The following is a 19,045-nucleotide window of genomic DNA, read 5'->3' on the forward strand; positions in this document are numbered from 1 at the left end:
CCATGATTTCGACCCGTGACAGCGCACGCTCGGCACTACAAACATGGCGTGGACATCTGTGGAAGGTATTCGGCTGCGGTCTGTTCGTGCTGCTCGCAGCCCTCTTGGTGGTGGCTTACCGACAGACAGAGCGTCAGGCGCGGCTGGATGTTCGCAATCTGGGGCTCGCACTAGAGGCGCGGCTTGATTCTGGCTTGCTACAACCTCTACACGCCAATCTGCGTACTCTGGCTACCCGGCTATCGGGCGGGGAGGTAAGTAACCACGGTTTGGATGCCACGTTGATCAGGCGCTTTCACGAAGAGGCGGCTAGCCTGCCAAGCCAGATGCCCTTCGAACTGATCGACGAAAAGGGGCGCCTGGTTGCTAGCAGCTTCGATGGCACCGCCGCGCCTTCCTTCGACCAACTTCGATACTGGTCACTGCTTGCTCGGCAAGCGCAAGACGGTGACTCGCTGGTGATCGAGCAAGATCCTAATCAACCGCGGCTGCACTTCGCCATACCTATCTTTGATCGCTTGGGAAGCAGGCAGGGTTGGGTCGCCACGTCGCTAAATTTGGCAACGGTGCTCGAACTGTTCCACGAGGTAGACGTCGGGCTCCACGGCGTCATCAGTGTACGTCGAGTGGATCGGCCGGAAAGCGTGCTGCGCGATCCCCCCCTGGCCAATCCTCTTGATCCTCAGGAACGCGTCGCCCTGGACGAGCAGCATGTGAGCGGACGCCGTGACGGTGACTTCTATATGCGTTCACCGCTGGATGGCATTGAGCGCCTGTATGGCTTTAAACGTATAGGCGAGTATCCGCTGGCATTAACTATCGGCCTTGCCACCGACGATTACCGAAAGGAATGGCACTACACCTTCGGTTGGGCCTGTGCGCTCAGCGCCGTGTTCTTTTTGGTGATCATCTCTCTGGACCGTCGTCTGCATCGTGCGCAACGGCGTGAGTCACGAGCGACAGCCGACCTCGCATTTATGGCGTACCACGATGCCCTGACCGGGCTGCCGAACCGGCATCGCATCAGTGAGCGCATTGAAGAAGCCATTGTCGACGCAGAAGGTTTCCACCTGCTGTACCTCGATCTGGACAATTTCAAGACCATCAACGATTCCCTCGGTCATGTGGCCGGAGACCAGGTGCTGTGCGAACTGGCGCAGCGTCTTACAAGTCTGCAGGGCATCGATACTACTGCCCGCTTGGGGGGAGATGAGTATCTGATGTTGGTCAGAGCCACGACCAGAAAACAGTTGGAGCAGTTGCTGCGCGACCTTGACAGTCGTCTGCGAGAGCCTTGGCTGGTACATAACTGCTTGTTGGAGGTGCGGACTTCCATTGGTATTACCTGTCATCCTGATCACGGGACGAGCTTTGACGACTTATTCAAGGCTGCAGACATTGCGCTGAATCAAGCAAAGAAATGCGGTCGGGCCCGGCATACCTTCTACACCCCTGCGATGGGGGAGCGCGCGCTGAAGTCACTACAACTGCAAGTTGAGTTGCGGGCTGCACTACACAACGATGAGTTCGAGCTGCACTACCAGCCGCAGGTGAATCTAGACAGCGGTGAGGTAGTCGGAGCAGAGGCATTATTGCGCTGGCGCCACCCTTCTCGAGGAATGATATACCCGGGGGAGTTCATTGCTGAAGCGGAGTCCAGTGGATTAATCGTGCCCATCGGGCGTTGGTTGCTTACCACTGCATGCGAACAGGCCGTGGCTTGGCAACGCATGGGCCTTGGAGCACTCATAGTCGCGGTGAACTGCTCTGCTATTGAGTTCAAACAAGGCGATTATGTCGATAGTGTCGCCCTGGCATTAAGCACGTCCGGTTTAGAGTCATCTTTATTGGAGCTAGAGTGTTGCCGCTGACCGAAAACTGACCCAGTAGAGGCTGTTCTGCCGACTGAAAACTGACCCAGGTGTTCAACTGCTTCTGCTCAATTTTTGAGCAGGAGAACACAGGGTGATCAGTATGGAAATGATGGGCAAAATCCGCCGGATGTATTTCCGCGACAAGCTGTCGCTGCATGAGATAGCCAAGCGCACCGGGTTGGCGCGCAACACGATTCGCAAGTGGGTCAGAGCACCTGAGGCCAAGCCGCCGGTCTACCAACGCCGCGCGATCTTCAACAAACTCAGCCCTTTTCACGCCACGCTGGAGCAGGCGCTAAAAGCCGATTCGCTGCGGCCCAAGCAACAGCGGCGCAGTGCCAAGGCGCTGTTGGCGCAAATCAAAGCCGAAGGTTATGACGGTGGCTACAGCCAGCTCACCGCGTTTATCCGTGCCTGGCGAGGGGGACAGGGCAAGGCGTCGCAGGCCTTTGTGCCGCTGACCTTTGCTCTTGGCGAGGCGTTTCAGTTTGACTGGAGCGAGGAAGGCTTGCTGGTCGGCGGCATTTACCGGCGTATGCAGGTGGCACATCTGAAGCTGTGTGCCAGCCGTGCGTTCTGGCTTGTGGCGTATCCGAGCCAGGGCCATGAGATGTTATTTGACGCCCATACACGCTCGTTCGGCTCCTTGGGCGGCGTGCCGCGCCGGGGCATCTACGACAACATGAAGACCGCCGTCGACAAGGTCAATAAGGGCAAAGGCCGGGCGGTGAATGCGCGCTTTGCGGTGATGTGCGCGCATTACCTGTTCGATCCGGACTTCTGCAACGTCGCCGCTGGTTGGGAAAAGGGCATCGTTGAAAAGAACGTGCAAGACAGCCGCAGGCGTATCTGGCTAGACGCCCAGGACTGCCAGTTTCACTCCTTCGAGGAACTCAATGCCTGGCTGGGCCAGCGCTGCCGCGCGCTTTGGAACGAGCTGACGCACCCTCAATACAGCGGTCTGAGTGTGGCCGAAGTGCTGGAGTTGGAGCGCGCTGAACTGATGCCTGTGCCAGCGCCATTCGACGGTTACGTCGAGCGGCCTGCGCGGGTCTCCAGCACCTGCCTGGTCAGCGTCGGGCGCAACCGCTACTCGGTGCCGTGTGAGTACGCGGGTAAGTGGGTCAGCAGCCGTTTGTATCCGACGCGAATCGAGGTGGTGGCTGACGACGCGCTGATCGCCAGCCATGTCCGCTTGCTGGATCGCGACCAGGTCAGCTATGACTGGCAGCACTACCTCCCGCTGATCGAACGCAAGCCCGGTGCGCTGCGCAACGGCGCGCCCTTTGCTGATCTGCCGGCGCCGCTGCGTCAGCTTAAGCACGGTCTGGGGCGTCATGCCGGCGGTGACCGGATCATGGCGCAAGTTCTGGCTGCCGTACCGGTCGCCGGGCTCGATGCGGTGCTGGTGGCTGTTGAGCTGGTACTGGAAAGCGGCAGCCTGAGCGCCGAACACATCCTCAATGTCGTGGCGCGCCTGGCCGCGACCGAACCACCACCCAGCGTCGAAACCCACTTGTTGCTCAAGGAAGCCCCCGTCGCTAACACGGCGCGCTACGACCGCCTGCGTGGCCAGACCGAGGAGGTCGGTCATGCGTGATTTGATGGCGGAACTCAAGGAGCTGCGCCTGCACGGCATGGCCACGGCCTGGGCGGAGTTAACTGCACAGGGTGAGTCGAACACAGCCTCGTCCAAGTGGCTGCTCGAACACCTGCTGGAACAAGAGCACACAGATCGCGCCATGCGCTCGGTGAGCCACCAGATGAACATGGCCAAGCTGCCGATGCACCGCGATCTGGCCAGCTTCGATTTCAACGCCTCTAGCGCCGACGCACGCCTGATCAGCGAGCTGGCCAGCCTGGCCTTTACCGGCACCGCGCAGAACGTGGTGCTGATCGGTGGGCCAGGCACCGGTAAAACCCACCTAGCCACCGCGCTGGCCGTGTCCGGCATCACCCGGCATGGCAAGCGCGTGCGCTTCTACTCCACGGTCGATCTGGTCAATCTGCTGGAGCGCGAAAAACACGACGGCAAAGCCGGGCGGATCGCCCAGGCACTGCTGCGCATGGATCTGGTCATCCTCGACGAACTGGGTTATCTGCCGTTCAGCCAGGCTGGCGGTGCGTTGCTGTTTCACCTGCTGTCCAAGCTGTACGAACACACCAGCGTGGTGATCACCACCAACCTGAGCTTCGCCGAATGGTCGAGCGTGTTCGGCGACGCCAAGATGACCACCGCCCTGCTGGATCGGCTGACCCACCACTGCCACATCGTCGAAACCGGTAACGAGTCCTATCGCCTGCAACACAGTAGCTTGGCGGCCCAGGCCAAGATCAAATCACGGGAGCGAAAGCGTAAGGGCGGCCAGGAACCGGAGGACGATGAGTCGTTCTGATTTCATGGCGACGACGGCCTGCTACATGGCTGCGTGTGGCAGGTCTTAAACAACTGAACTGGGCTAGCGAAGGAGTGGGGGCAACAGCAGCTGCGCTGGTAGACTTATCCACAGTTGCTGGTAACAAAATCAGCAATCCGCCCTGGGTCAAATTTCAATCGGCAGGGTGGGTCAATTTTCCATCAGCGCCAACACGTTGAGGGCATCGAGGCGGAGGCGCATGGCGCGCTTCCCGTAACCAGGGGGCATGTACAGTGATCAAGCTATCGAAACGCCACGGGCACCATCTTTTTGCGTTGTTGCAGTCGGCCATTACCTGTGCGATTGCCTCGGCAATTGCCAGCCGTCCGCTGTTTCCCGTGGAACGGTTCATGGGGCACTGGTCGAAGGCCTGGGTGTTGTCCTGGCTGATGATGATTCCGGTGGTGCTGTTGATCGCGCCCTGGCTTCGGCGCCTGGTCAATTACCTGACCGACAGCGACAACCTCTGAGCCCACCGCGCAGCGATGGCATCGGCGGGCCTGAGTGAAAACGCCTACAGGGTGAAAAACGATGACGGCACTCGCGAGCGTTTCCGTACGCCGGGGCAAGCCTTCTCGCCTGGGGAACAGGTACGCATCGACGGCATTCGCCTTGTTCACTAGCAGCCCTGGCCCGAACGGCGCCCCGGCCATCATCCATGGGCGCCGTTCGCGCGGACAGCTTCAATCGAGCAGCCAGTCGCTCATCTCGCCCAGGTCACGTACTTCACGGGTCGGGGTGGCGCCCAATTCATCGAACACGGCCCCCTGACGATTGACCCAGCACACCGGAAAGCCGAAGTGCCGGGCGCCGGTCGCATCCCAACTGTTGGACGAGACGAACAGCAGCCTGTCCCTGGGGATGGCCATGGTTTGTTCGGCCAGGCTGTAGACGCGGTTGTCCGGCTTGAACACCTTGACCGTTTCGACACTGATCAGGTGGTCGAATGCCCAGCCCATGTCCGAGTGGCTGACGACCTGCTCGATGGAGTGGTGCGAGCCGTTGGAGGCGATGGCCATGGGCAGGCCGCTTGCTTTCAGCCGCCGCAAGGCCGCGGTCGTGTCCGGGTGGGGAGCCAGGTGCAGGTAGGCCTGGCCGAGCTGCCGCAGAGTGGTTTCATCCGTGGCGAGCCCCAGGTGCTTGCAGGTGTAGCGCAGGGCTTCTTCGGTTCGTTGCTCGAAGCTGGCATAGCGGCCCATGAGGCTGCTCAGCCAGGTGTATTCGAGCTGCTTCTGTCGCCACAGGCGGGAGATGGCCTCACCCTGGCCCGGGTAGGCGCTTTCGCAGGCCTGGACGACGGAGTGCACGTCGTACAACGTGCCGTAGAGATCAAAAACGATGCCTTCAATGGGTTGCATGCCACACCTCTCTGGGGATCGTGTCCGGGGGTCAGCGTGCGCTGGGCACGCTGACCCGGTGAGGCTTACGCCGGGTAGTTGGAGGGGAACAGCGCGCGGCGCATCTGCTCGTCGAGGTCTTTCTTGAAGGCGTGGTCCTTGCCCACTTCACGGGCACGGGCCGCCGCCGGGCGCGCATCGATGGCCTGGAACCAGCGCTGGATGTTGGGGTAGGCGGCCAGCGGGTCGCTTTCGCCCTTGAGCACGCGCGAGGCACGGTCGATCCAGCCCCAGGCTGAGATGTCCGCCAGGGTGTAGCTGTCGCCCACGATGTAGTCGCGCCCGGCGAGGTGCTCATCCAGCACCTGGTAGTGCCGTTCGGCTTCGCGCCGGTAACGGTTGATTGCATAGGGGATGCTCTCCGGCGCGGCATACTGGAAGTGCACGGCCTGGCCGGAGAACGGCCCGATACCCGTGGCGATGAACATCAGCCACGACAGCAGTTCGGGTTTGTCGGTCGGCGCGCCCATGAGCTGCCCGGTCTTTTCGCCGAGGTAGAGCAGGATGGCGGTCGAATCGAACACCCGTGCCTCGCGGCCACCGGGGCCTTCGCTGTCGACGATGGCCGGGACCTTGCCATTGGGGTTGATGGCCCGGAACTGCGCGGTGTGCTGTTCGCCCTTGCCGGTATCGAGAGGAACCAGCTGGTAGGGCAGCCCGGTTTCTTCCAGAAACAGGGCGACCTTGGCCGGGTTGGGCGTGGGGTGGTAGTAGAAATGAATCATGCGGGTGGGGTCCTGTCTTGTGTTTTAGATCGTTCGATCTAGAATAGGGCCGTCTACAGAAAAAGGGCAACACCTGTGTTGGCCTGGCAATGGGAGTACGGATGGCTCGGCCAAGAGAGTTCGATGAGAGGGCGGTGCTCGATGCAGCCGTTCAATGTTTCTGGGCCCGTGGCTATGAGGCCACTTCGGTGCGTGACCTGGCCCAGGGCATGGGGCTGACCAGTGCCAGCCTGTACAACGCTTTTGGCGACAAGCGCTCGCTGTATCGCCGTGCGCTGGACCATTACGTCGAAGAGGGTTTTGCCGACCGGGTGCGGCGATTCGAAGGCGTCCTGCCGCCGCGCCAGGCCATCGGGGCGTTCTTCGACGAGATACTCGAACGCTCGCTCAACGACCCCCAGCACAAGGGTTGCATGCTGGTGAATTCCGCCCTTGAGGCCTCACCGGACGACCCCGACTTCCAGCGCGCCGTGGCTGCTGTCCTGATACAGATCGAGGCCTTTTTCCGGCGCTGCGTGCTGGCCGGCCAGCACAGCGGCGCCATTACCTGCGCGCAGCCGGCGGACGATCTGGCGCGCCTGCTGCTGGGCATTCTCCTGGGCGTTCGCGTCCTGGCCCGAACGCGGCCGGAGCGTGAACTGCTCGAAGGCATGGTACGGCCAGCGCTGACCCTGCTTGACAGTCACTTGAACCTTCACGGGGACCACCAACGATGATCGAGCTCTACTACTGGCCAACACCCAACGGCCACAAGATCACCCTGTTTCTGGAAGAGGCCGGCCTGGACTACCGCATCCACCCGGTGGATATCAGCGCGGGCGACCAGTTCAAGCCCGATTTCCTCGCGTTCTCGCCGAACAACCGCATGCCCGCCATCATCGACACTGCGCCGGCCGATGGCGGGGAAGCAGTGACGGTGTTCGAATCCGGCGCCATCCTGCTGTACCTGGCGGAAAAAACCGGGTTGTTCCTGCCCACCGACCTGCGTGGCCGCAAGACGGTGACGGAATGGCTGTTCTGGCAAATGGGCGGGCTTGGGCCGATGGCCGGGCAGAACCATCATTTCGGGATCTATGCACCGGAAAAGATCCCCTACGCGATCAACCGCTACGTCAACGAAACCAACCGCCTCTATGGCGTGCTGGATCGTCGCCTGGCGGACAGCACCTTCGTTGCCGGCGAGCAGTACAGCATTGCCGACATGGCGTGCTACCCCTGGATCGTGCCGTGGAAGAACCAGCAGCAGAACCTCGACGACTTCCCCCATGTGCGCCGCTGGTTCGAGGCCATCGCCCAGCGCCCGGCCACGGTCAGGGCCTACGCCAGGGGTGAGCCGTTCTCCAGCCGCCCGACGGTGACCGAGGCGGGCAAGAAGATCCTCTTCGGGCAGACGGCGGGCAATGTACCGGCCGGGCAATGAGCCCCTGAGCCTGCCGTACCTGCCGTAATAGCCTTGATGCATTCAGCCGTGGGCCTCGGTTCCTGCCCCTCTCTCATAAACGGTAGAGGGGCACGGAGCGCCCACGACCTGAAGCGCACAGCATTGCCTGCGCCAGTCGCATTCAGCGAATGCGCAGCAGCCTGTCCAGCGACCACGCCCCGGCGCCCCGGCCGATGATGACCAGCAGCAATCCGGCCCAGGACAGGTGCGTTGGCCAGGCATCGGGGTAGACGAATACCTGGATGACCGCAGTCATGCCCAGCAGCGCCAGGGCAGACAGGCGCGAGAACAGGCCGACGATCAGCAGCAGCGGAAACACATGCTCGGCATAGGTCGCCAGGTGGGCGGCCAGGTGCGGTGACAGCAGCGGCAGGGCGTATTCGCTACGAAACAGCTCATAGGTACCGGGGGTGATGGTCAACAGCCCCTCGACCTTGGTGCGCCCCGAGAGAAAGAAGATCGCCGCAACGCTGATGCGCGCCACCAGGCTGAGCGTCGAGTCGCTGATCAGGCGCTGAAGCAGGTCGCACACCTGGTCCCAGCGTTGACGCACTGTGGCGCGGCTGTTGTTGGACGACGGCTGGGTGATATCCATGGCTATTTCCTTCATGCAAGAACAAGGGGAGAGAACACGCGGGCACCCAGCAAGCGGCTGAGCAGGTCGGTAAAGTCCAGGTCGCCTTGCCGCTGCAAGGCCAGGGCCGAGGCCCGCTCCAGATCGTGTCCGGCAGCGCAGGCGTCCAGAAACACGCAGCCAGCGGGTTCGAGCGCGTGCCAGGTGACGCCATCGCAATGGCCCACCAGCAAAGCGCCTTCGCCCTGCCAGGGCAGGTTGTCAGGCAGGTCCACCCCTTCGCGGTTGCAGCGCCAGAGGCTGTAGATCGGTTGCTCGTCGAACCACCGCCAGCGTGCGCTGGCGCGCGGGCGCAGGTGACAGGTTGCCAGTGCCTCGGGCGACACGCCGGCCAGGCTGGCAAGTTCCAGCGCGGGCTCCTGCACGGCACAGAAGGCCTCTATCCACAGGTAGTCGAGTTGGGCCACCGGGCCCAGGTAGGGCAGCTCCCGGGCCGGCTCGAAGGCCGCGAGAAACGCGGGAAAGTCCGCCCCGTAGAAGATCAGGCGGGCATCGCTTGGTGCGCAGGCGTTGGCATGAACGACCGCCGCCGCGCGCAGCCAGTCACGGCCGACCAGGCGTTCGACGCTGGGGAAGTTGTCACACAGCGCCTCGACGCAGCCCTTGAGTACGGTATTGCGGTACACCTGAAAGCCGGGTTGCGCGGTGAGGGCGGACAGTTCCGGGGCGGCACGTACCTGCAAGGCCTCGATGAAGGCGTCCTGGAAGTGTTCGAGACGTCTGATCATTGCGTCGCTCCCAGTCGGTCGAGCATGGCCTGGGCGTGCGCGCGTTCGCCGAGCAATGCCGTGAACGCGGGTACGTTGTCATCGCGCTCGATCAGCGTCGGGCGCGGGCCGATGCGCTGGATCAAGCGCTGATACAGGGCCCAGACCGGGTCAGCGACCGGGGCGTCGTGGGAGTCGATGAGCAACGCACCGCCGGCGTCATGGCTGTGCCCCGCCAGATGAATCTCCGCGACGGCCTGGCCCGGGAAGCGATCGATGTAGGCGGCCGGATCAAAATCGATGTTGTGCGCGCTGACGTGCACGTTGTTGATGTCGAGCAGCAGGGCGCAACCAGTGCGCTGCGTCAGCTCGGTGAGAAAGTCGATTTCATCCCAGTCGTGGCCGTCCAGGTGCAGGTAATGGCTGGGATTTTCGATGGCAATGCTGCGCCCCAGGGCATCCTGGGTACGCTGTATGTTGTCTGCGATGCGTACCAGGGCCTCGTGGCTGCGCGGGAATGGCAACAGGTCCGGGTAATAGTGATTGCGCCAGGTGGACCAGGCGAGGTGTTCGGATACCAGCGCCGGTCGCACGTGGTCTGCCAGCCTGCGCAGGCGCTGGAGGTGCGTCGGGTCGGGGGCGGCGTCCGCCGCCAGGGACAGGGAGACCCCGTGCAGCGACAGCGGATGCCGTTCGCCCACCGCTTCCAGGTGGGCCAGGCGAGCACCGCCAACCATGTAGTTCTCTGGGTGGACCTCAAACCACAGCCCGGCTGCGCTGCAGTCCCGGGCGGCGTCGTAGTGCTCGGCCTTCAAACCAAGGCCGGCACCCAGTGGCATAGGAGCGTGCATGATCGGCGGCGCCTGCGCTCAGGACTTGATCGGCGTGAGCGAGCCCATGCCCTTGGGGGTCTTGATCGAGGTGCAGGTGCCTGCCGGGACGTTCTTCCAGGCATTGCCCTGGTAGTCGACCTTGGAGGTGCCGGCGCAGCTGGTGCCGGCACCGGCGGCGCAGTCGTTCTTGCCGGCCAGGGAGACGCCGTAGCATTTTTCCACGCTTGGCGTGGCCTGGTTGTCGGCCATGGCGGTGGATGCAATGGAGGCGAGGGCGAGTGCGGCGGTAGCGAGGGCGAAGCTTTTCATGGTGTATCTCCGTGAGAGGCTCAATGGCCGCCAGCGCAACGTGACGGTCCGACCAGTAATTCGCTCTGGCGGCGCACTTGGTTACAGCACATCGAATATTTCCTTCGACGTGCTCACGCTCGCCGCCTTGACGCCTGCCCATGCCCCGGGGGCGCAACCACCTGGTGCTACAGCGCGGGAAAATTCACCCAGGCTGTAACCGTTACCCCCTTGGCAGCGAACTACCTCCACAGGGCCTGGCCGGTGCCAACGGCACCGCGCTCGGCCGCACATGGCTTCGATGGCCGGGCGCCCGCTGGTGCCAAGGCCCGCTTGGCATCGGGTAGCAGAGGTAGTTGGACGATGAGGACTGACGAGCTGATTACCCTGCTGGCGACCGGTGTGCCGGCGGTCGACAAGCACCTGTTCGGCAAGCGCTTTGCCCTGGCGCTGGTGGTCAGTGTCCTGGGGGCCGCGTTGCTGATGACCCTGCTGTTCGGGGTACGTCCCGATCTGGCGCAGGTGGCTCGCTTGCCGCTTTTCTACGCCAAGCTGGCGTTGCCGGTCGCGTTGCTGCCGGGGGCGCTGTACCTGACGCGGCGCACCGCGTGTCCGGGCGGGCGGGTCGGCGGCGCCTGGGTCATGCTGTGCATACCGTTGCTGGTGCTGTGGTTGGCCAGTGCCTATACCCTGCTGGAGGCACCGCTGGCCGCCCGCTTGCCATTGACCCTGGGTAGAACCTGGAAGGGTTGCCCGTTCAAGATCCTGCTGCTCTCGCTCCCCGGTATCGTTGCCTTTTCCTGGGCGCTGCGCGGCCTGGCGCCCACCCGGCTGCCCCTGGCCGGGGCGGGTGCCGGTGCATTGGCCGGTACGCTGGCCACCCTGGTCTATTGCCTGCACTGCCCGGAAATGACCGTGCCGTTCTGGGGCGTCTGGTATGTGCTGGGCATGGCCCTGCCCACCGCATTGGGGGCGTTGCTGGGGCGTTGTGTGTTGCGCTGGTAGGGGCTGTCGGCTCAGGCCGGGCCACGGGCCGGGCTGAATTGCCGGGCCAGGCGGGCGAGCAGGTCGGTATCGGGTTGGGGCGCAAGGTCGTCCGCGCTGCCGGTTTGCCCGGTTGCACGCAGTGCCAGGGCAGCGTCCGGGGTGGGGCGAACCAACTCGTAGCCGCTGGCGCACGAAGGGCAGAAGACATGATCGCCCTCGACGTGAGCCTGCTGTAGGACCACGGTAGGGCCGCACATCGCGCAGCGACGCAGGGGAATGCCCGCGTCGGTATGCCCCATTACGGCGTCGAGCAGGCCCTCGTGCCCCAGTTCGATGAACAGGCGGCCATAGTGCGTATTGAACTGCGTGCCGAGGTTCTGACCGATGATGCCCAGCGCCCTGTCCAGCGGCATGCCCGGGCGGTAGGCGCGGGAGCTGGTCATGGCGTCGAAGGCGTCACAGATACCGGTAATGGCGGCCATCGTGGAAATATCCGCTGCGCCGAGCCCGTGGGGATAACCGCTGCCGTCTGGGGTTTCGTGGTGCGAGGCCACGGCATCCATCACCAGCGCGGCTATCGGATGGGTTTCGAGCATGCGCCGGCCGATTTCCGGGTGCGTGCGGATCACCGCGTATTCGTCATCGTTCAGCGGGCCGGGCTTTCTCAATATGGCATCCGGGATGCCGACCTTGCCCAGGTCGTGAACGAAACCACCCAGGGCAAGGCGCGCCACCTCCGCTGGTGCGAAGCCGCTTTTTTCGGCCAGCAGCGCACAGTATTGGGCAACGCGCCAGAGATGGCCGCCGGTGTAGGGATCGCGGGCTTCCACGACCCAGGCCAGCGTCAGCAGGCTGGACAGCAAGGCTTCGTCGATGACAGGGCGCGCGGGGCGCTTGCCCAGCAAGTGGAGAATGTTCATAGGCGTTCCTTGGTCGGGCCGTATGGTTTCAGTCGAATGCCTAGAACGTGAAGTGCCGTATCAGCTCGTTCAGTTCTGCGCCCAGGCTGGAGAGCTCCTGGCTGGCCGAGGCGATGCGAGCACCCGCCTTGGTCGAGTTTTCGGTGATGCTGCGCACGGTGGTGATGTTTTCGTTGATATGCTCGGAAAGCTGTGTCTGCCGGTCTGCGGCGACGACGATCTGTTGGTTGGCCGCCTGGATCGACGCCACCGACTCACGGATTTCCTCGAGTACATGCCCGGCGCTGTGCGCAAGCTGCACGCTGGTGTGGCTCATGCTTTCGCTGCGCTCCATCAGCGTGGTGGCTTCCTGGGTGCCGGTGTGCAGGGCATGGACCAGCGCTTCGATTTCCCGCGTGGAACTCTGGGTGCGCTGCGCCAGCGCCCGCACTTCATCGGCGACCACGGCGAACCCGCGCCCCGATTCACCGGCGCGGGCGGCTTCGATTGCGGCATTGAGCGCCAGCAGGTTGGTCTTGTCGGCGACGTCACGAATCACGTTGAGTACACCACTGATGCGCTCGCCATCATGGCGCAGGCGGGCCATGGCCTGGTTGCACACCTGCACATTGCTGGCCAGGGCTTCGAATTGCTCGACCGCTTCTCTGATGACCCGGTCGCCCTCGACGCTGCGGGCTTCGGTGGTGATCGCCAACTGTGAGGCCTGGCGCGCGTCCTCGGCCACATGCCGGGCGCTGGCGACCATTTCGCCCATGGCCGTCGCCACCTGTTCGGTCTGGTGGCGCTGGTCGCTGAGCCCGGCACTGCTGCGGGTCGCCACGCCCGACAGGTCGGTCGCCGATACCGTCAGGCGTTCGGTGCTCGCACCGATATGGCCTATGATCTGCCTGAGATGACGCGCCATTTCCCGCATGGCATCCATCAACTGACCCAGTTCATCGTGCAGGCGATGGTCCAGGTTGCCGGTGAGGTCCCCGGCGGCGATGTGCCGTGCCAGGGCCAGGGCCCGATGCAGTTGCGGCACGATCTGCCGGGTGATCAGCCAGGCGGCGCCGAGGCCCAGCAGCAATGCCAGTGCCTGGGCCACCAGCAGTTCGCCATGGGCGGAGCGCACATCGGTATCGCGCCCCTGCACCTGTTGCTGGTAGGCGATCGTGGCGAGTCGTTGCAGCTCCTCGGAGTGTGCGAGCAGGGTCTGCTTCACCGATTCGCTCTGGCTCACGCTGCTTTGCAACTCCTTTACCCGGTCCTGGTAGGCCAGCACGGCCCGCAACCCTTCCACCAGTTGCGCCTGCAGGGTGTCGTTGGGTAGCCGCTCCCACAGTTCATTGCCGCGATTGCGTATGCTGTCGGCGGTCTGGGCCACCCGCTGTTCGCCTTCGGCTGTGGGGCGGGCGATGTAGCTCTGGACCTGCTCGCGCAGCCGGGAAATGATGGTTTCGAGCTCAACGATCATGCGCGCCCGCTCGATGCTCTGCGGGTCGCCGCCCGGCAGCAGGTCAAACAGTGCCTGGCGGACATTGCCGAAGTGCTGCTCGATGGCCTCGATGGCGGGGAGCATGGCCTTTTCTGCGCTTGTCGCCTGGTGGCGTGCCGTTACCAGCTTGTCGAATGCTTGTTCGTAGTCTCCCGCCACGGCGCTGATGTGATCCAGGGTTTCGCTGGCCTCGGGGCCCAGGCTGGCGCGGATTTCATTCACCCGCGCACCCAGCTTCTCGACCTCGCGGGTGTAGGCCTGGGCAGCACTGCTCTGGCCATTGCGGTCGAATTCGTTTTCCTTGAGGCGAACCGCCGCGATCAGGGTGGCGAGAGAGGCACTCTCGACCAGCGCTTCGCTGCGGTCGGTCAATTGATTGATGCTGCGCAGGGCGATCCCGGACAGCGTGATCGATAGCAGTAGCACCGCGCCAAAGCCCAGGGTCAATTTGCCATGGACTGACTTACCGAAGAACCGACCCACTACGGCGAACATGCTGAACGCTCCCTGATCGTTGAAACGGCCTGGCGCGTTGCCTGTCGTATCGGCAAGGCGTCAGGGAATACACAACGTTGGTGCTTGCATCCCGCCGGGCTGCGGCCTGCATGGGCGCAGCGTGGTGACGGGCAGGCGGTGCTAAAGCGGTGCGCCGGCCACGCCACGCATCGGTGCCGTGCGGGCGTGGTCGGCAACCCCGTGGGTCAGGACTTGATCGGCGTGAGCGAACCCATGCCCTTGGGGGTCTTGATCGAGGTGCAGGTGCCTGCCGGGACGTTCTTCCAGGCATTGCCCTGGTAGTCGACCTTGGAGGTGCCGGCGCAGCTGGTGCCGGCACCGGCGGCGCAGTCGTTCTTGCCGGCCAGGGAGACGCCGTAGCATTTTTCCACGCTTGGCGTGGCCTGGTTGTCGGCCATGGCGGTGGATGCAATGGAGGCGAGGGCGAGTGCGGCGGTAGCGAGGGCGATGCTTTTCATGGCATATCTCCGTAATGGACTGGATGGCCGTCAGCTCGGTGTGACGGTCCGACAGGTAATTCGTCGTAGCAGTCGATACGGTTACAGCGCGGCAGAAAAATGTTGAGATTTCTTTCGGTGCACCTGCGCCGATTGAAACCTTTGGCGTTGCGGCCGATATGATGCAGTCTGGGCTCAATGAAAAATATCCACCTGCGGTGTAACTAAGGCGGCCAATGGAGCGAACTACAAGCTATGAGGTCATGGCCACGCGCGAAGAGCGCCTGCAGTCATTGCTTCTGGGTGGGTTGGCTGGCGACGAGGCCGCATACCGCGAATTCCTCACCGCGCTCAGTTCGCACCTGCGCGGTTTCCTTCGCCGACGCCTGGCGCAGCGCCCGGGAGAGGTCGAGGACCTGTTGCAAGAGGTACTGCTGGCCGTGCACAACGCAAGGCACACCTATCGCGCCGAACAGCCGCTGACCGTGTGGGTGCAGGCGATCGCCCGCTACAAGCTGGCCGATCACTTCCGTGCGTTCGCCCGCCGCGATGCGCTGTCCGATTCGCTGGACGAAGACATGTTCGAGGTGGAGGATAGCCGCCCGGCGGAGGCCCGGCGTGATCTGGGCAAGCTGTTACAGCACCTGCCCGAGCGTCAGCGTCTGCCCATCATTCATGTGAAACTGGAAGGCCGTTCGGTAGAGGAAACGGCTCAACTGACCGGTCTTTCCAGTTCTGCGGTCAAGGTAGGTATCCATCGCGGCCTGAAAGCGCTGGCGATGGTGATCAGAGGTAAACAGAGCCATGAAAACGGATGACCTGATTTCCATGCTTGCTGCGGGTGAGCCTGCAATGGACAGGCTGGCCATGGCCAAGCGTTTCGCCCTGGCACTGCTCGTCGGCGGTGTCGCGGCAGTTGTGCTGATGGCGTTGTATTTCGGGGTGCGGCCAGACCTGGCCGAAGTGGCGCGCACACCGGTGTTCTGGGCCAAGCTCGCCTTGCCCGGGAGTCTCGCCCTGGGCTCGTTGTGGCTTTCCACGCGCCTGGCTCGGCCGGGTGTCGAAGGCGGTGCGGCCTGGGCGTCGCTGTGTCTGCCCATCATCGTTGTGTGGCTGGCCGCGATAGCGGCCCTGTGGCAAGCACCGACCGAGGCACGCATGCCCATGCTGCTGGGCATAAGCTGGAAAGAATGCCCATTCAACATCGCGATGCTTTCCGTGCCGGGTTTTATCTCGGTGTTCTGGGCCTTGCGTGGCCTGGCCCCGACCCGTCTGCGCCTGGCAGGCGCAGGCGGCGGCCTGCTTGCCGGCTCCACCGCAACCCTGGCCTACTGCCTGCACTGCCCGGAAATGGAGGTACCGTTCTGGGGCGTCTGGTACCTGTCCGGCATGCTGCTGCCCGCCCTGTTCGGCGCTATCGTCGGCCCCTACCTGCTGCGCTGGTAACGAACCCGCCCGGCGCACACCTGCTGCCGGGCCAGGGCGCCGGGGCTGCGCAGGCGCGATGAACACGGCGGCAGGGCTTGAATGACGCCGCCCCTTGGGCTCACCCTTTGCACCTGCCAGAAACCACCACCCACCCGCAGGAACCCCGATGCAACCCACGCCTCCCCAGCTGATCCGCGAAACCTTCCCCGTCGGGCCTTTGCAGTGCAACTGCAAAGCCTGGCGTCATGCCGGGGCCTTAAAGTACAGCCTGTAAGCGTTAAATCCCTTTATTTCCCTGGGCTGCGTCGGCGCTCTCGATAATCGTCGATCACGCTGAATCATCATTATTCACAGCTTCAGTGTGACAAAAGTGTGCCATGGTGGTTGCGCGGATGACTGCCAATGATTAGTCTGAATACGAACGCGCCGGCGAGGTACGAGAAATGCCCTGGCCTGAGGCCCCCCACTATCTGTTAATGGTGTGGCAGCCGATGAAGGTTAGCAGGGTCCCTCGGCCCGGCACCGTGGCAGTAGTAAGCGGACGAGACTGTCACGGAAGAAAGGATGCCCTCTCTCGGGGGTAATCGCCTGATTGACACCAAGCTACCGGCATTGATGGGGCCGGAAAATAATCGGCGCGGTGCGGAGGAAAGCGTGGGCGACTGTGGGTACAACCCCGCGTCTGGATGATCGCATCCTGGAACTGAAGCAGCAGTTCCACTTGCTCAATCACCAGCGCTGCCGTGGACCCATCCAAACCTGACCTTCTGGTCGGGCGAGGATGAATCATGTCGCTCGAAAAGCTTCTCACCGTTACTGATCTCGCTGAGATCCTAGGCCGGTCTACCGGCACCATCAAAAACCAGCATTCAAAGAATCCCTCGCGCTTGCCTCCTGTTTGCCGCATTCCTGGTGCAGGCAGACTATTGTGGCGTCGTGCGGATGTTGAGAGTTGGCTGCAGCTGCATGTTGTTCAACTCGACTTAATTGACTCTGCTGGGCCTGTCGCAAAACGAAAGCCTGGTCGACCTCGGAAGTCCGAGCGAATGACTCAGCGAGGAGGCACTTATGCATAAGTGCCATAAGGTCACAAAGTCCAATAGCCTGATCGCAGCAAGCTATAGATTAACTCTCAATGAACATGGGGTTTGGGGAGCAATGGAACAGAAAGTGCACTTAAGCCCTACCAGCGCCGTTCAGAGCCTTCTTCCCAGGCATCGGCTTCGATAAAGCAGTTGCGCATGTCGGCTTCCTGGCTGATCTCGGTCAGCAAGTCATGCACGGTCTTGTCCAGCTCATCGTCGCTCCGATACGGAATGGCCAGTTCGTAGTTGCCCGACTCCAGCCGTTTCATACTGTAGGGCTCCAAGCAGTAGCGCTCGATATTTTCCTTGGCCCGTTTCCGGCCGCGAACGAACTTGCTGTTGTTCACCACCGCCAGGCGCAGCGTGACGGTGGCCACCTGCTCGGCGGCGGGCTCTGCCGGCGACGCGACATTGCGTTGCTGACCTCGCGGCTGGGCGCTCTTCTGGTGTGCGCCGATCTCAACACCACGATGGCGCAGGTAGCTGTACAGCGTGCTCTTGGAGATGTGTAACTTCTCGCCGATGGCGCTGACGCTCAGGCGGCCCTCGCGGTACAGCGTCTCGGCCGCCATGGAGGTGGCCTCGGCCTTGGCTGGGAGGCCCTTGGGACGGCCACCGATCCGGCCCCGCGCCCGCGCGGCCGACAAACCCGCCTGAGTCCGCTCGCGGATCAGCTCGCGCTCGAACTCGGCCAGCGAGGCAAACAGGTTGAACACCAAGCGACCTTGGGCGTGGGTGGTGTCGATTGGGTCATTCAGGCTCTGCAAGCCGACCTTGCGCTCTGCCAGCTCGCCGACCAGCTCGACCAGGTGTTTGAGGGAGCGCCCGAGGCGATCCAGCTTCCAGATCACCACGGTGTCGCCCGCTCGAACATGGGCTAGCAACTTGTCCAACTCCGGCCGGGCGCTTTTCGCGCCGCTGGCGATGTCTTGATAGATGCGTTCGCACCCGGCCTGTTTCAGGGCATCGACCTGGAGGTCGGCGTTCTGATCCCGAGTGCTCACCCGCGCATAACCGATCTTCATCAAAAGTACCGTTTACTCGACTACGTTAGTAATAGTTGAACTTTGATTAAGCGTACCAGTTATTTGAACCGTAGCGCAGGTAGGTTAACCAGCCGATTCCTGTCCACTTAAAGTTCGGCAAAACGAAGGTTTTTTTGAACCATTGCATAGCCCTTTGTGATTGGCGTATAAACACACAAACACCTACTAGCGGGGAACGCCATGAATACGATTCGCTGGAATGTCGCCGTCTCGGCCGACACCGACCAGTCGCTTCGGATGTTTCTGGCCAGCCAGGGCGGTGGCCGGAAAGGCGACCTGTCGCGCTTCATTGAAGAGGCGGTGCGGGCCCACATCCTGGAACTGACGGCCGAACAGGCCAAGGCCGCTAATGCCCATCTGAGCGAGGCAGAGCTGACCGAAGCGGTTGACGAAGCGCTCGACTGGGCACGTAAGCGCTGATGCGGGTCGTGTTGGATACCAACATCCTGTTCAGCGCACTGATCTCGCCGCATGGCGCGCCCGATGCGATCTACCGTGCCTGGCGGGCGGCGCGTTTCGAGGTAGTGACCTCGCGGATGCAGCTCGATGAAATCCGCCGAGCCAGCCGCTACCCCAAGCTCCAGGCCATCCTTCAGCCCGCCAAAGTGGGAGCCATGATCAATAACCTGCAACGGGCTGTGGTACTGGAGCGTCTGACCATCGAGGTCGAAGCCGATGATCCGGATGACTCGTTTCTGCTGGCCATGGCCCTGGCAGGCGATGCGGACTACCTGGTGACCGGTGATCGCCGCGCCGGCCTGCTGCAACGCGGGCACATCGAACGCACGCGGATTGTCACGCCCGCCGTGTTCTGCGCCGAGGTGCTGTGATCG

The 19,045-nt window shown here is 62.9% G+C and carries 22 protein-coding genes and 1 pseudogene; 12 read left to right on the plus strand and 11 right to left on the minus strand.

Annotated features, from left to right (window positions below; translation table 11 throughout):
* Positions 1 to 2: 2 nt before the first annotated feature.
* From AC1TXO_RS13590 to AC1TXO_RS13605, 4 genes are all read left to right on the plus strand, one after another.
* Complete coding sequence (locus AC1TXO_RS13590; RefSeq protein WP_486402274.1) at positions 3 to 1,871, plus strand: putative bifunctional diguanylate cyclase/phosphodiesterase; 1,869 nt, start codon at positions 3 to 5, stop codon at positions 1,869 to 1,871.
* A 103-nt stretch (positions 1,872 to 1,974) separates the two neighbouring features.
* Entirely contained in the window at positions 1,975 to 3,474 is a 1,500-nt protein-coding gene (istA, locus tag AC1TXO_RS13595; RefSeq protein WP_486406806.1) for an IS21-like element ISPst3 family transposase, read from the plus strand.
* Complete coding sequence (gene istB, locus AC1TXO_RS13600) at positions 3,467 to 4,270, plus strand: IS21-like element ISPst3 family helper ATPase IstB (protein ID WP_486402275.1); 804 nt, start codon at positions 3,467 to 3,469, stop codon at positions 4,268 to 4,270. Before istA ends, istB begins: the two co-directional genes overlap by 8 nt.
* Positions 4,271 to 4,524: 254 nt before the next feature.
* Positions 4,525 to 4,761 (plus strand): DUF2798 domain-containing protein, encoded by a 237-nt coding sequence (locus tag AC1TXO_RS13605; protein WP_021703070.1) that lies wholly within the window; start codon positions 4,525 to 4,527, stop codon positions 4,759 to 4,761.
* A gap of 213 nt (positions 4,762 to 4,974) precedes the next feature.
* Here the strand turns inward: AC1TXO_RS13605 and AC1TXO_RS13610 are convergent, their stop codons facing one another.
* On the minus strand, positions 4,975 to 5,649 hold the full coding sequence (locus AC1TXO_RS13610) for a haloacid dehalogenase type II (RefSeq protein WP_021703071.1): 675 nt from the start codon (positions 5,647 to 5,649) through the stop codon (positions 4,975 to 4,977).
* Between the two features lie 65 nt (positions 5,650 to 5,714).
* A complete protein-coding gene (locus AC1TXO_RS13615) occupies positions 5,715 to 6,413 on the minus strand; it encodes a glutathione S-transferase family protein (RefSeq protein WP_021703072.1) in 699 nt (232 codons plus the stop codon).
* Positions 6,414 to 6,514: 101 nt separating this feature from the next.
* Here AC1TXO_RS13615 and AC1TXO_RS13620 point away from each other — a divergent pair, with 101 nt between their 5' ends.
* Together AC1TXO_RS13620 and AC1TXO_RS13625 are read left to right on the plus strand one after the other, a co-directional pair.
* A complete protein-coding gene (locus AC1TXO_RS13620; protein ID WP_034011914.1) occupies positions 6,515 to 7,129 on the plus strand; it encodes a TetR/AcrR family transcriptional regulator in 615 nt (204 codons plus the stop codon).
* The gene (locus AC1TXO_RS13625) at positions 7,126 to 7,833 is read left to right on the plus strand and encodes a glutathione binding-like protein (RefSeq protein WP_021703074.1); all 708 of its coding nucleotides are present in this window, start codon (positions 7,126 to 7,128) and stop codon (positions 7,831 to 7,833) included. The genes AC1TXO_RS13620 and AC1TXO_RS13625 overlap by 4 nt, the downstream gene beginning before the upstream one ends.
* Positions 7,834 to 7,975: 142 nt before the next feature.
* Here AC1TXO_RS13625 and AC1TXO_RS13630 read toward each other — a convergent pair whose 3' ends face one another.
* The 4 genes from AC1TXO_RS13630 to AC1TXO_RS13645 are packed head-to-tail and all read right to left on the minus strand — an operon-like array spanning position 7,976 to position 10,337.
* Positions 7,976 to 8,449 (minus strand): DoxX family protein, encoded by a 474-nt coding sequence (locus AC1TXO_RS13630; RefSeq protein WP_021703075.1) that lies wholly within the window; start codon positions 8,447 to 8,449, stop codon positions 7,976 to 7,978.
* An 11-nt stretch (positions 8,450 to 8,460) separates the two neighbouring features.
* Positions 8,461 to 9,216: an HvfC/BufC N-terminal domain-containing protein gene (locus AC1TXO_RS13635; protein ID WP_021703076.1), complete on the minus strand. Its 756-nt coding sequence runs from the start codon at positions 9,214 to 9,216 to the stop codon at positions 8,461 to 8,463.
* A complete protein-coding gene (gene bufB / locus AC1TXO_RS13640) occupies positions 9,213 to 10,046 on the minus strand; it encodes an MNIO family bufferin maturase (RefSeq protein WP_021703077.1) in 834 nt (277 codons plus the stop codon). The genes AC1TXO_RS13635 and bufB overlap by 4 nt, the downstream gene beginning before the upstream one ends.
* An 18-nt stretch (positions 10,047 to 10,064) precedes the next feature.
* On the minus strand, positions 10,065 to 10,337 hold the full coding sequence (locus tag AC1TXO_RS13645) for a BufA1 family periplasmic bufferin-type metallophore (RefSeq protein ID WP_021703078.1): 273 nt from the start codon (positions 10,335 to 10,337) through the stop codon (positions 10,065 to 10,067).
* 342 nt (positions 10,338 to 10,679) lie between these two features.
* On the opposite strand from AC1TXO_RS13645, the gene AC1TXO_RS13650 reads away from it, so the two are divergent.
* A complete protein-coding gene (locus AC1TXO_RS13650; RefSeq protein WP_021703079.1) occupies positions 10,680 to 11,321 on the plus strand; it encodes a DUF1109 domain-containing protein in 642 nt (213 codons plus the stop codon).
* A gap of 11 nt (positions 11,322 to 11,332) precedes the next feature.
* On the opposite strand, the gene AC1TXO_RS13655 is transcribed toward AC1TXO_RS13650, so the two are convergent.
* The 4 genes and pseudogenes from AC1TXO_RS13655 to AC1TXO_RS13670 form a co-directional block, all read right to left on the minus strand.
* A complete protein-coding gene (locus AC1TXO_RS13655; protein ID WP_021703080.1) occupies positions 11,333 to 12,223 on the minus strand; it encodes an HD-GYP domain-containing protein in 891 nt (296 codons plus the stop codon).
* Between the two features lie 40 nt (positions 12,224 to 12,263).
* A complete protein-coding gene (locus AC1TXO_RS13660; RefSeq protein ID WP_370649567.1) occupies positions 12,264 to 13,145 on the minus strand; it encodes a methyl-accepting chemotaxis protein in 882 nt (293 codons plus the stop codon).
* Positions 13,146 to 13,166: 21 nt separating this feature from the next.
* Positions 13,167 to 14,195: pseudogene (locus tag AC1TXO_RS13665) on the minus strand (methyl-accepting chemotaxis protein); the annotation flags it as partial.
* 206 nt (positions 14,196 to 14,401) lie between these two features.
* The gene (locus tag AC1TXO_RS13670) at positions 14,402 to 14,674 is read right to left on the minus strand and encodes a BufA1 family periplasmic bufferin-type metallophore (protein WP_021703082.1); all 273 of its coding nucleotides are present in this window, start codon (positions 14,672 to 14,674) and stop codon (positions 14,402 to 14,404) included.
* A 215-nt stretch (positions 14,675 to 14,889) separates the two neighbouring features.
* On the opposite strand from AC1TXO_RS13670, the gene AC1TXO_RS13675 reads away from it, so the two are divergent.
* From AC1TXO_RS13675 to AC1TXO_RS13685, 3 genes are all read left to right on the plus strand, one after another.
* Positions 14,890 to 15,471, plus strand: coding sequence for a sigma-70 family RNA polymerase sigma factor (locus AC1TXO_RS13675; protein WP_034011917.1), 582 nt, complete (start codon positions 14,890 to 14,892; stop codon positions 15,469 to 15,471).
* The gene (locus AC1TXO_RS13680) at positions 15,458 to 16,099 is read left to right on the plus strand and encodes a DUF1109 domain-containing protein (RefSeq protein WP_021703084.1); all 642 of its coding nucleotides are present in this window, start codon (positions 15,458 to 15,460) and stop codon (positions 16,097 to 16,099) included. The genes AC1TXO_RS13675 and AC1TXO_RS13680 overlap by 14 nt, the downstream gene beginning before the upstream one ends.
* A 770-nt stretch (positions 16,100 to 16,869) precedes the next feature.
* Positions 16,870 to 17,157 carry a helix-turn-helix transcriptional regulator gene (locus AC1TXO_RS13685; RefSeq protein WP_073656513.1) on the plus strand — a complete coding sequence of 96 codons (288 nt, stop codon included), beginning with the start codon at positions 16,870 to 16,872 and terminating at the stop codon, positions 17,155 to 17,157.
* Positions 17,158 to 17,264: 107 nt separating this feature from the next.
* Here the strand turns inward: AC1TXO_RS13685 and AC1TXO_RS13690 are convergent, their stop codons facing one another.
* The gene (locus AC1TXO_RS13690; RefSeq protein ID WP_004574516.1) at positions 17,265 to 18,191 is read right to left on the minus strand and encodes a recombinase family protein; all 927 of its coding nucleotides are present in this window, start codon (positions 18,189 to 18,191) and stop codon (positions 17,265 to 17,267) included.
* 201 nt (positions 18,192 to 18,392) lie between these two features.
* On the opposite strand from AC1TXO_RS13690, the gene AC1TXO_RS13695 reads away from it, so the two are divergent.
* Positions 18,393 to 18,632, plus strand: a complete 240-nt coding sequence (locus AC1TXO_RS13695; protein ID WP_004574517.1) for a ribbon-helix-helix domain-containing protein — start codon at positions 18,393 to 18,395, stop codon at positions 18,630 to 18,632.
* The gene (locus AC1TXO_RS13700) at positions 18,632 to 19,042 is read left to right on the plus strand and encodes a putative toxin-antitoxin system toxin component, PIN family (protein WP_004574518.1); all 411 of its coding nucleotides are present in this window, start codon (positions 18,632 to 18,634) and stop codon (positions 19,040 to 19,042) included. The genes AC1TXO_RS13695 and AC1TXO_RS13700 overlap by 1 nt, the downstream gene beginning before the upstream one ends.
* The last annotated feature ends 3 nt before the right edge of the window (positions 19,043 to 19,045 follow it).

This window comes from Pseudomonas sp. FA117 (assembly GCF_057370475.1).

What these genes read in the sequence shown, in the direction of transcription:
- AC1TXO_RS13685 (WP_073656513.1), top strand. Translation starts at nt 16,870, where the DNA reads ATGTCGCTCGAAAAGCTTCTCACCGTTACTGATCTCGCTGAGATCCTA.
- AC1TXO_RS13675 (WP_034011917.1), top strand. Translation starts at nt 14,890, where the DNA reads ATGGAGCGAACTACAAGCTATGAGGTCATGGCCACGCGCGAAGAGCGC.
- AC1TXO_RS13590 (WP_486402274.1), top strand. Translation starts at nt 3, where the DNA reads ATGATTTCGACCCGTGACAGCGCACGCTCGGCACTACAAACATGGCGT.
- AC1TXO_RS13670 (WP_021703082.1), bottom strand. Translation starts at nt 14,674, where the DNA reads ATGAAAAGCATCGCCCTCGCTACCGCCGCACTCGCCCTCGCCTCCATT.
- bufB (WP_021703077.1), bottom strand. Translation starts at nt 10,046, where the DNA reads ATGCACGCTCCTATGCCACTGGGTGCCGGCCTTGGTTTGAAGGCCGAG.
- AC1TXO_RS13680 (WP_021703084.1), top strand. Translation starts at nt 15,458, where the DNA reads ATGAAAACGGATGACCTGATTTCCATGCTTGCTGCGGGTGAGCCTGCA.
- AC1TXO_RS13645 (WP_021703078.1), bottom strand. Translation starts at nt 10,337, where the DNA reads ATGAAAAGCTTCGCCCTCGCTACCGCCGCACTCGCCCTCGCCTCCATT.
- AC1TXO_RS13610 (WP_021703071.1), bottom strand. Translation starts at nt 5,649, where the DNA reads ATGCAACCCATTGAAGGCATCGTTTTTGATCTCTACGGCACGTTGTAC.
- AC1TXO_RS13695 (WP_004574517.1), top strand. Translation starts at nt 18,393, where the DNA reads ATGAATACGATTCGCTGGAATGTCGCCGTCTCGGCCGACACCGACCAG.
- AC1TXO_RS13700 (WP_004574518.1), top strand. Translation starts at nt 18,632, where the DNA reads ATGCGGGTCGTGTTGGATACCAACATCCTGTTCAGCGCACTGATCTCG.
- AC1TXO_RS13690 (WP_004574516.1), bottom strand. Translation starts at nt 18,191, where the DNA reads ATGAAGATCGGTTATGCGCGGGTGAGCACTCGGGATCAGAACGCCGAC.
- AC1TXO_RS13655 (WP_021703080.1), bottom strand. Translation starts at nt 12,223, where the DNA reads ATGAACATTCTCCACTTGCTGGGCAAGCGCCCCGCGCGCCCTGTCATC.
- AC1TXO_RS13650 (WP_021703079.1), top strand. Translation starts at nt 10,680, where the DNA reads ATGAGGACTGACGAGCTGATTACCCTGCTGGCGACCGGTGTGCCGGCG.
- AC1TXO_RS13615 (WP_021703072.1), bottom strand. Translation starts at nt 6,413, where the DNA reads ATGATTCATTTCTACTACCACCCCACGCCCAACCCGGCCAAGGTCGCC.
- AC1TXO_RS13635 (WP_021703076.1), bottom strand. Translation starts at nt 9,216, where the DNA reads ATGATCAGACGTCTCGAACACTTCCAGGACGCCTTCATCGAGGCCTTG.
- AC1TXO_RS13625 (WP_021703074.1), top strand. Translation starts at nt 7,126, where the DNA reads ATGATCGAGCTCTACTACTGGCCAACACCCAACGGCCACAAGATCACC.
- istA (WP_486406806.1), top strand. Translation starts at nt 1,975, where the DNA reads ATGGAAATGATGGGCAAAATCCGCCGGATGTATTTCCGCGACAAGCTG.
- istB (WP_486402275.1), top strand. Translation starts at nt 3,467, where the DNA reads ATGCGTGATTTGATGGCGGAACTCAAGGAGCTGCGCCTGCACGGCATG.
- AC1TXO_RS13660 (WP_370649567.1), bottom strand. Translation starts at nt 13,145, where the DNA reads ATGGATGCCATGCGGGAAATGGCGCGTCATCTCAGGCAGATCATAGGC.
- AC1TXO_RS13630 (WP_021703075.1), bottom strand. Translation starts at nt 8,449, where the DNA reads ATGGATATCACCCAGCCGTCGTCCAACAACAGCCGCGCCACAGTGCGT.
- AC1TXO_RS13620 (WP_034011914.1), top strand. Translation starts at nt 6,515, where the DNA reads ATGGCTCGGCCAAGAGAGTTCGATGAGAGGGCGGTGCTCGATGCAGCC.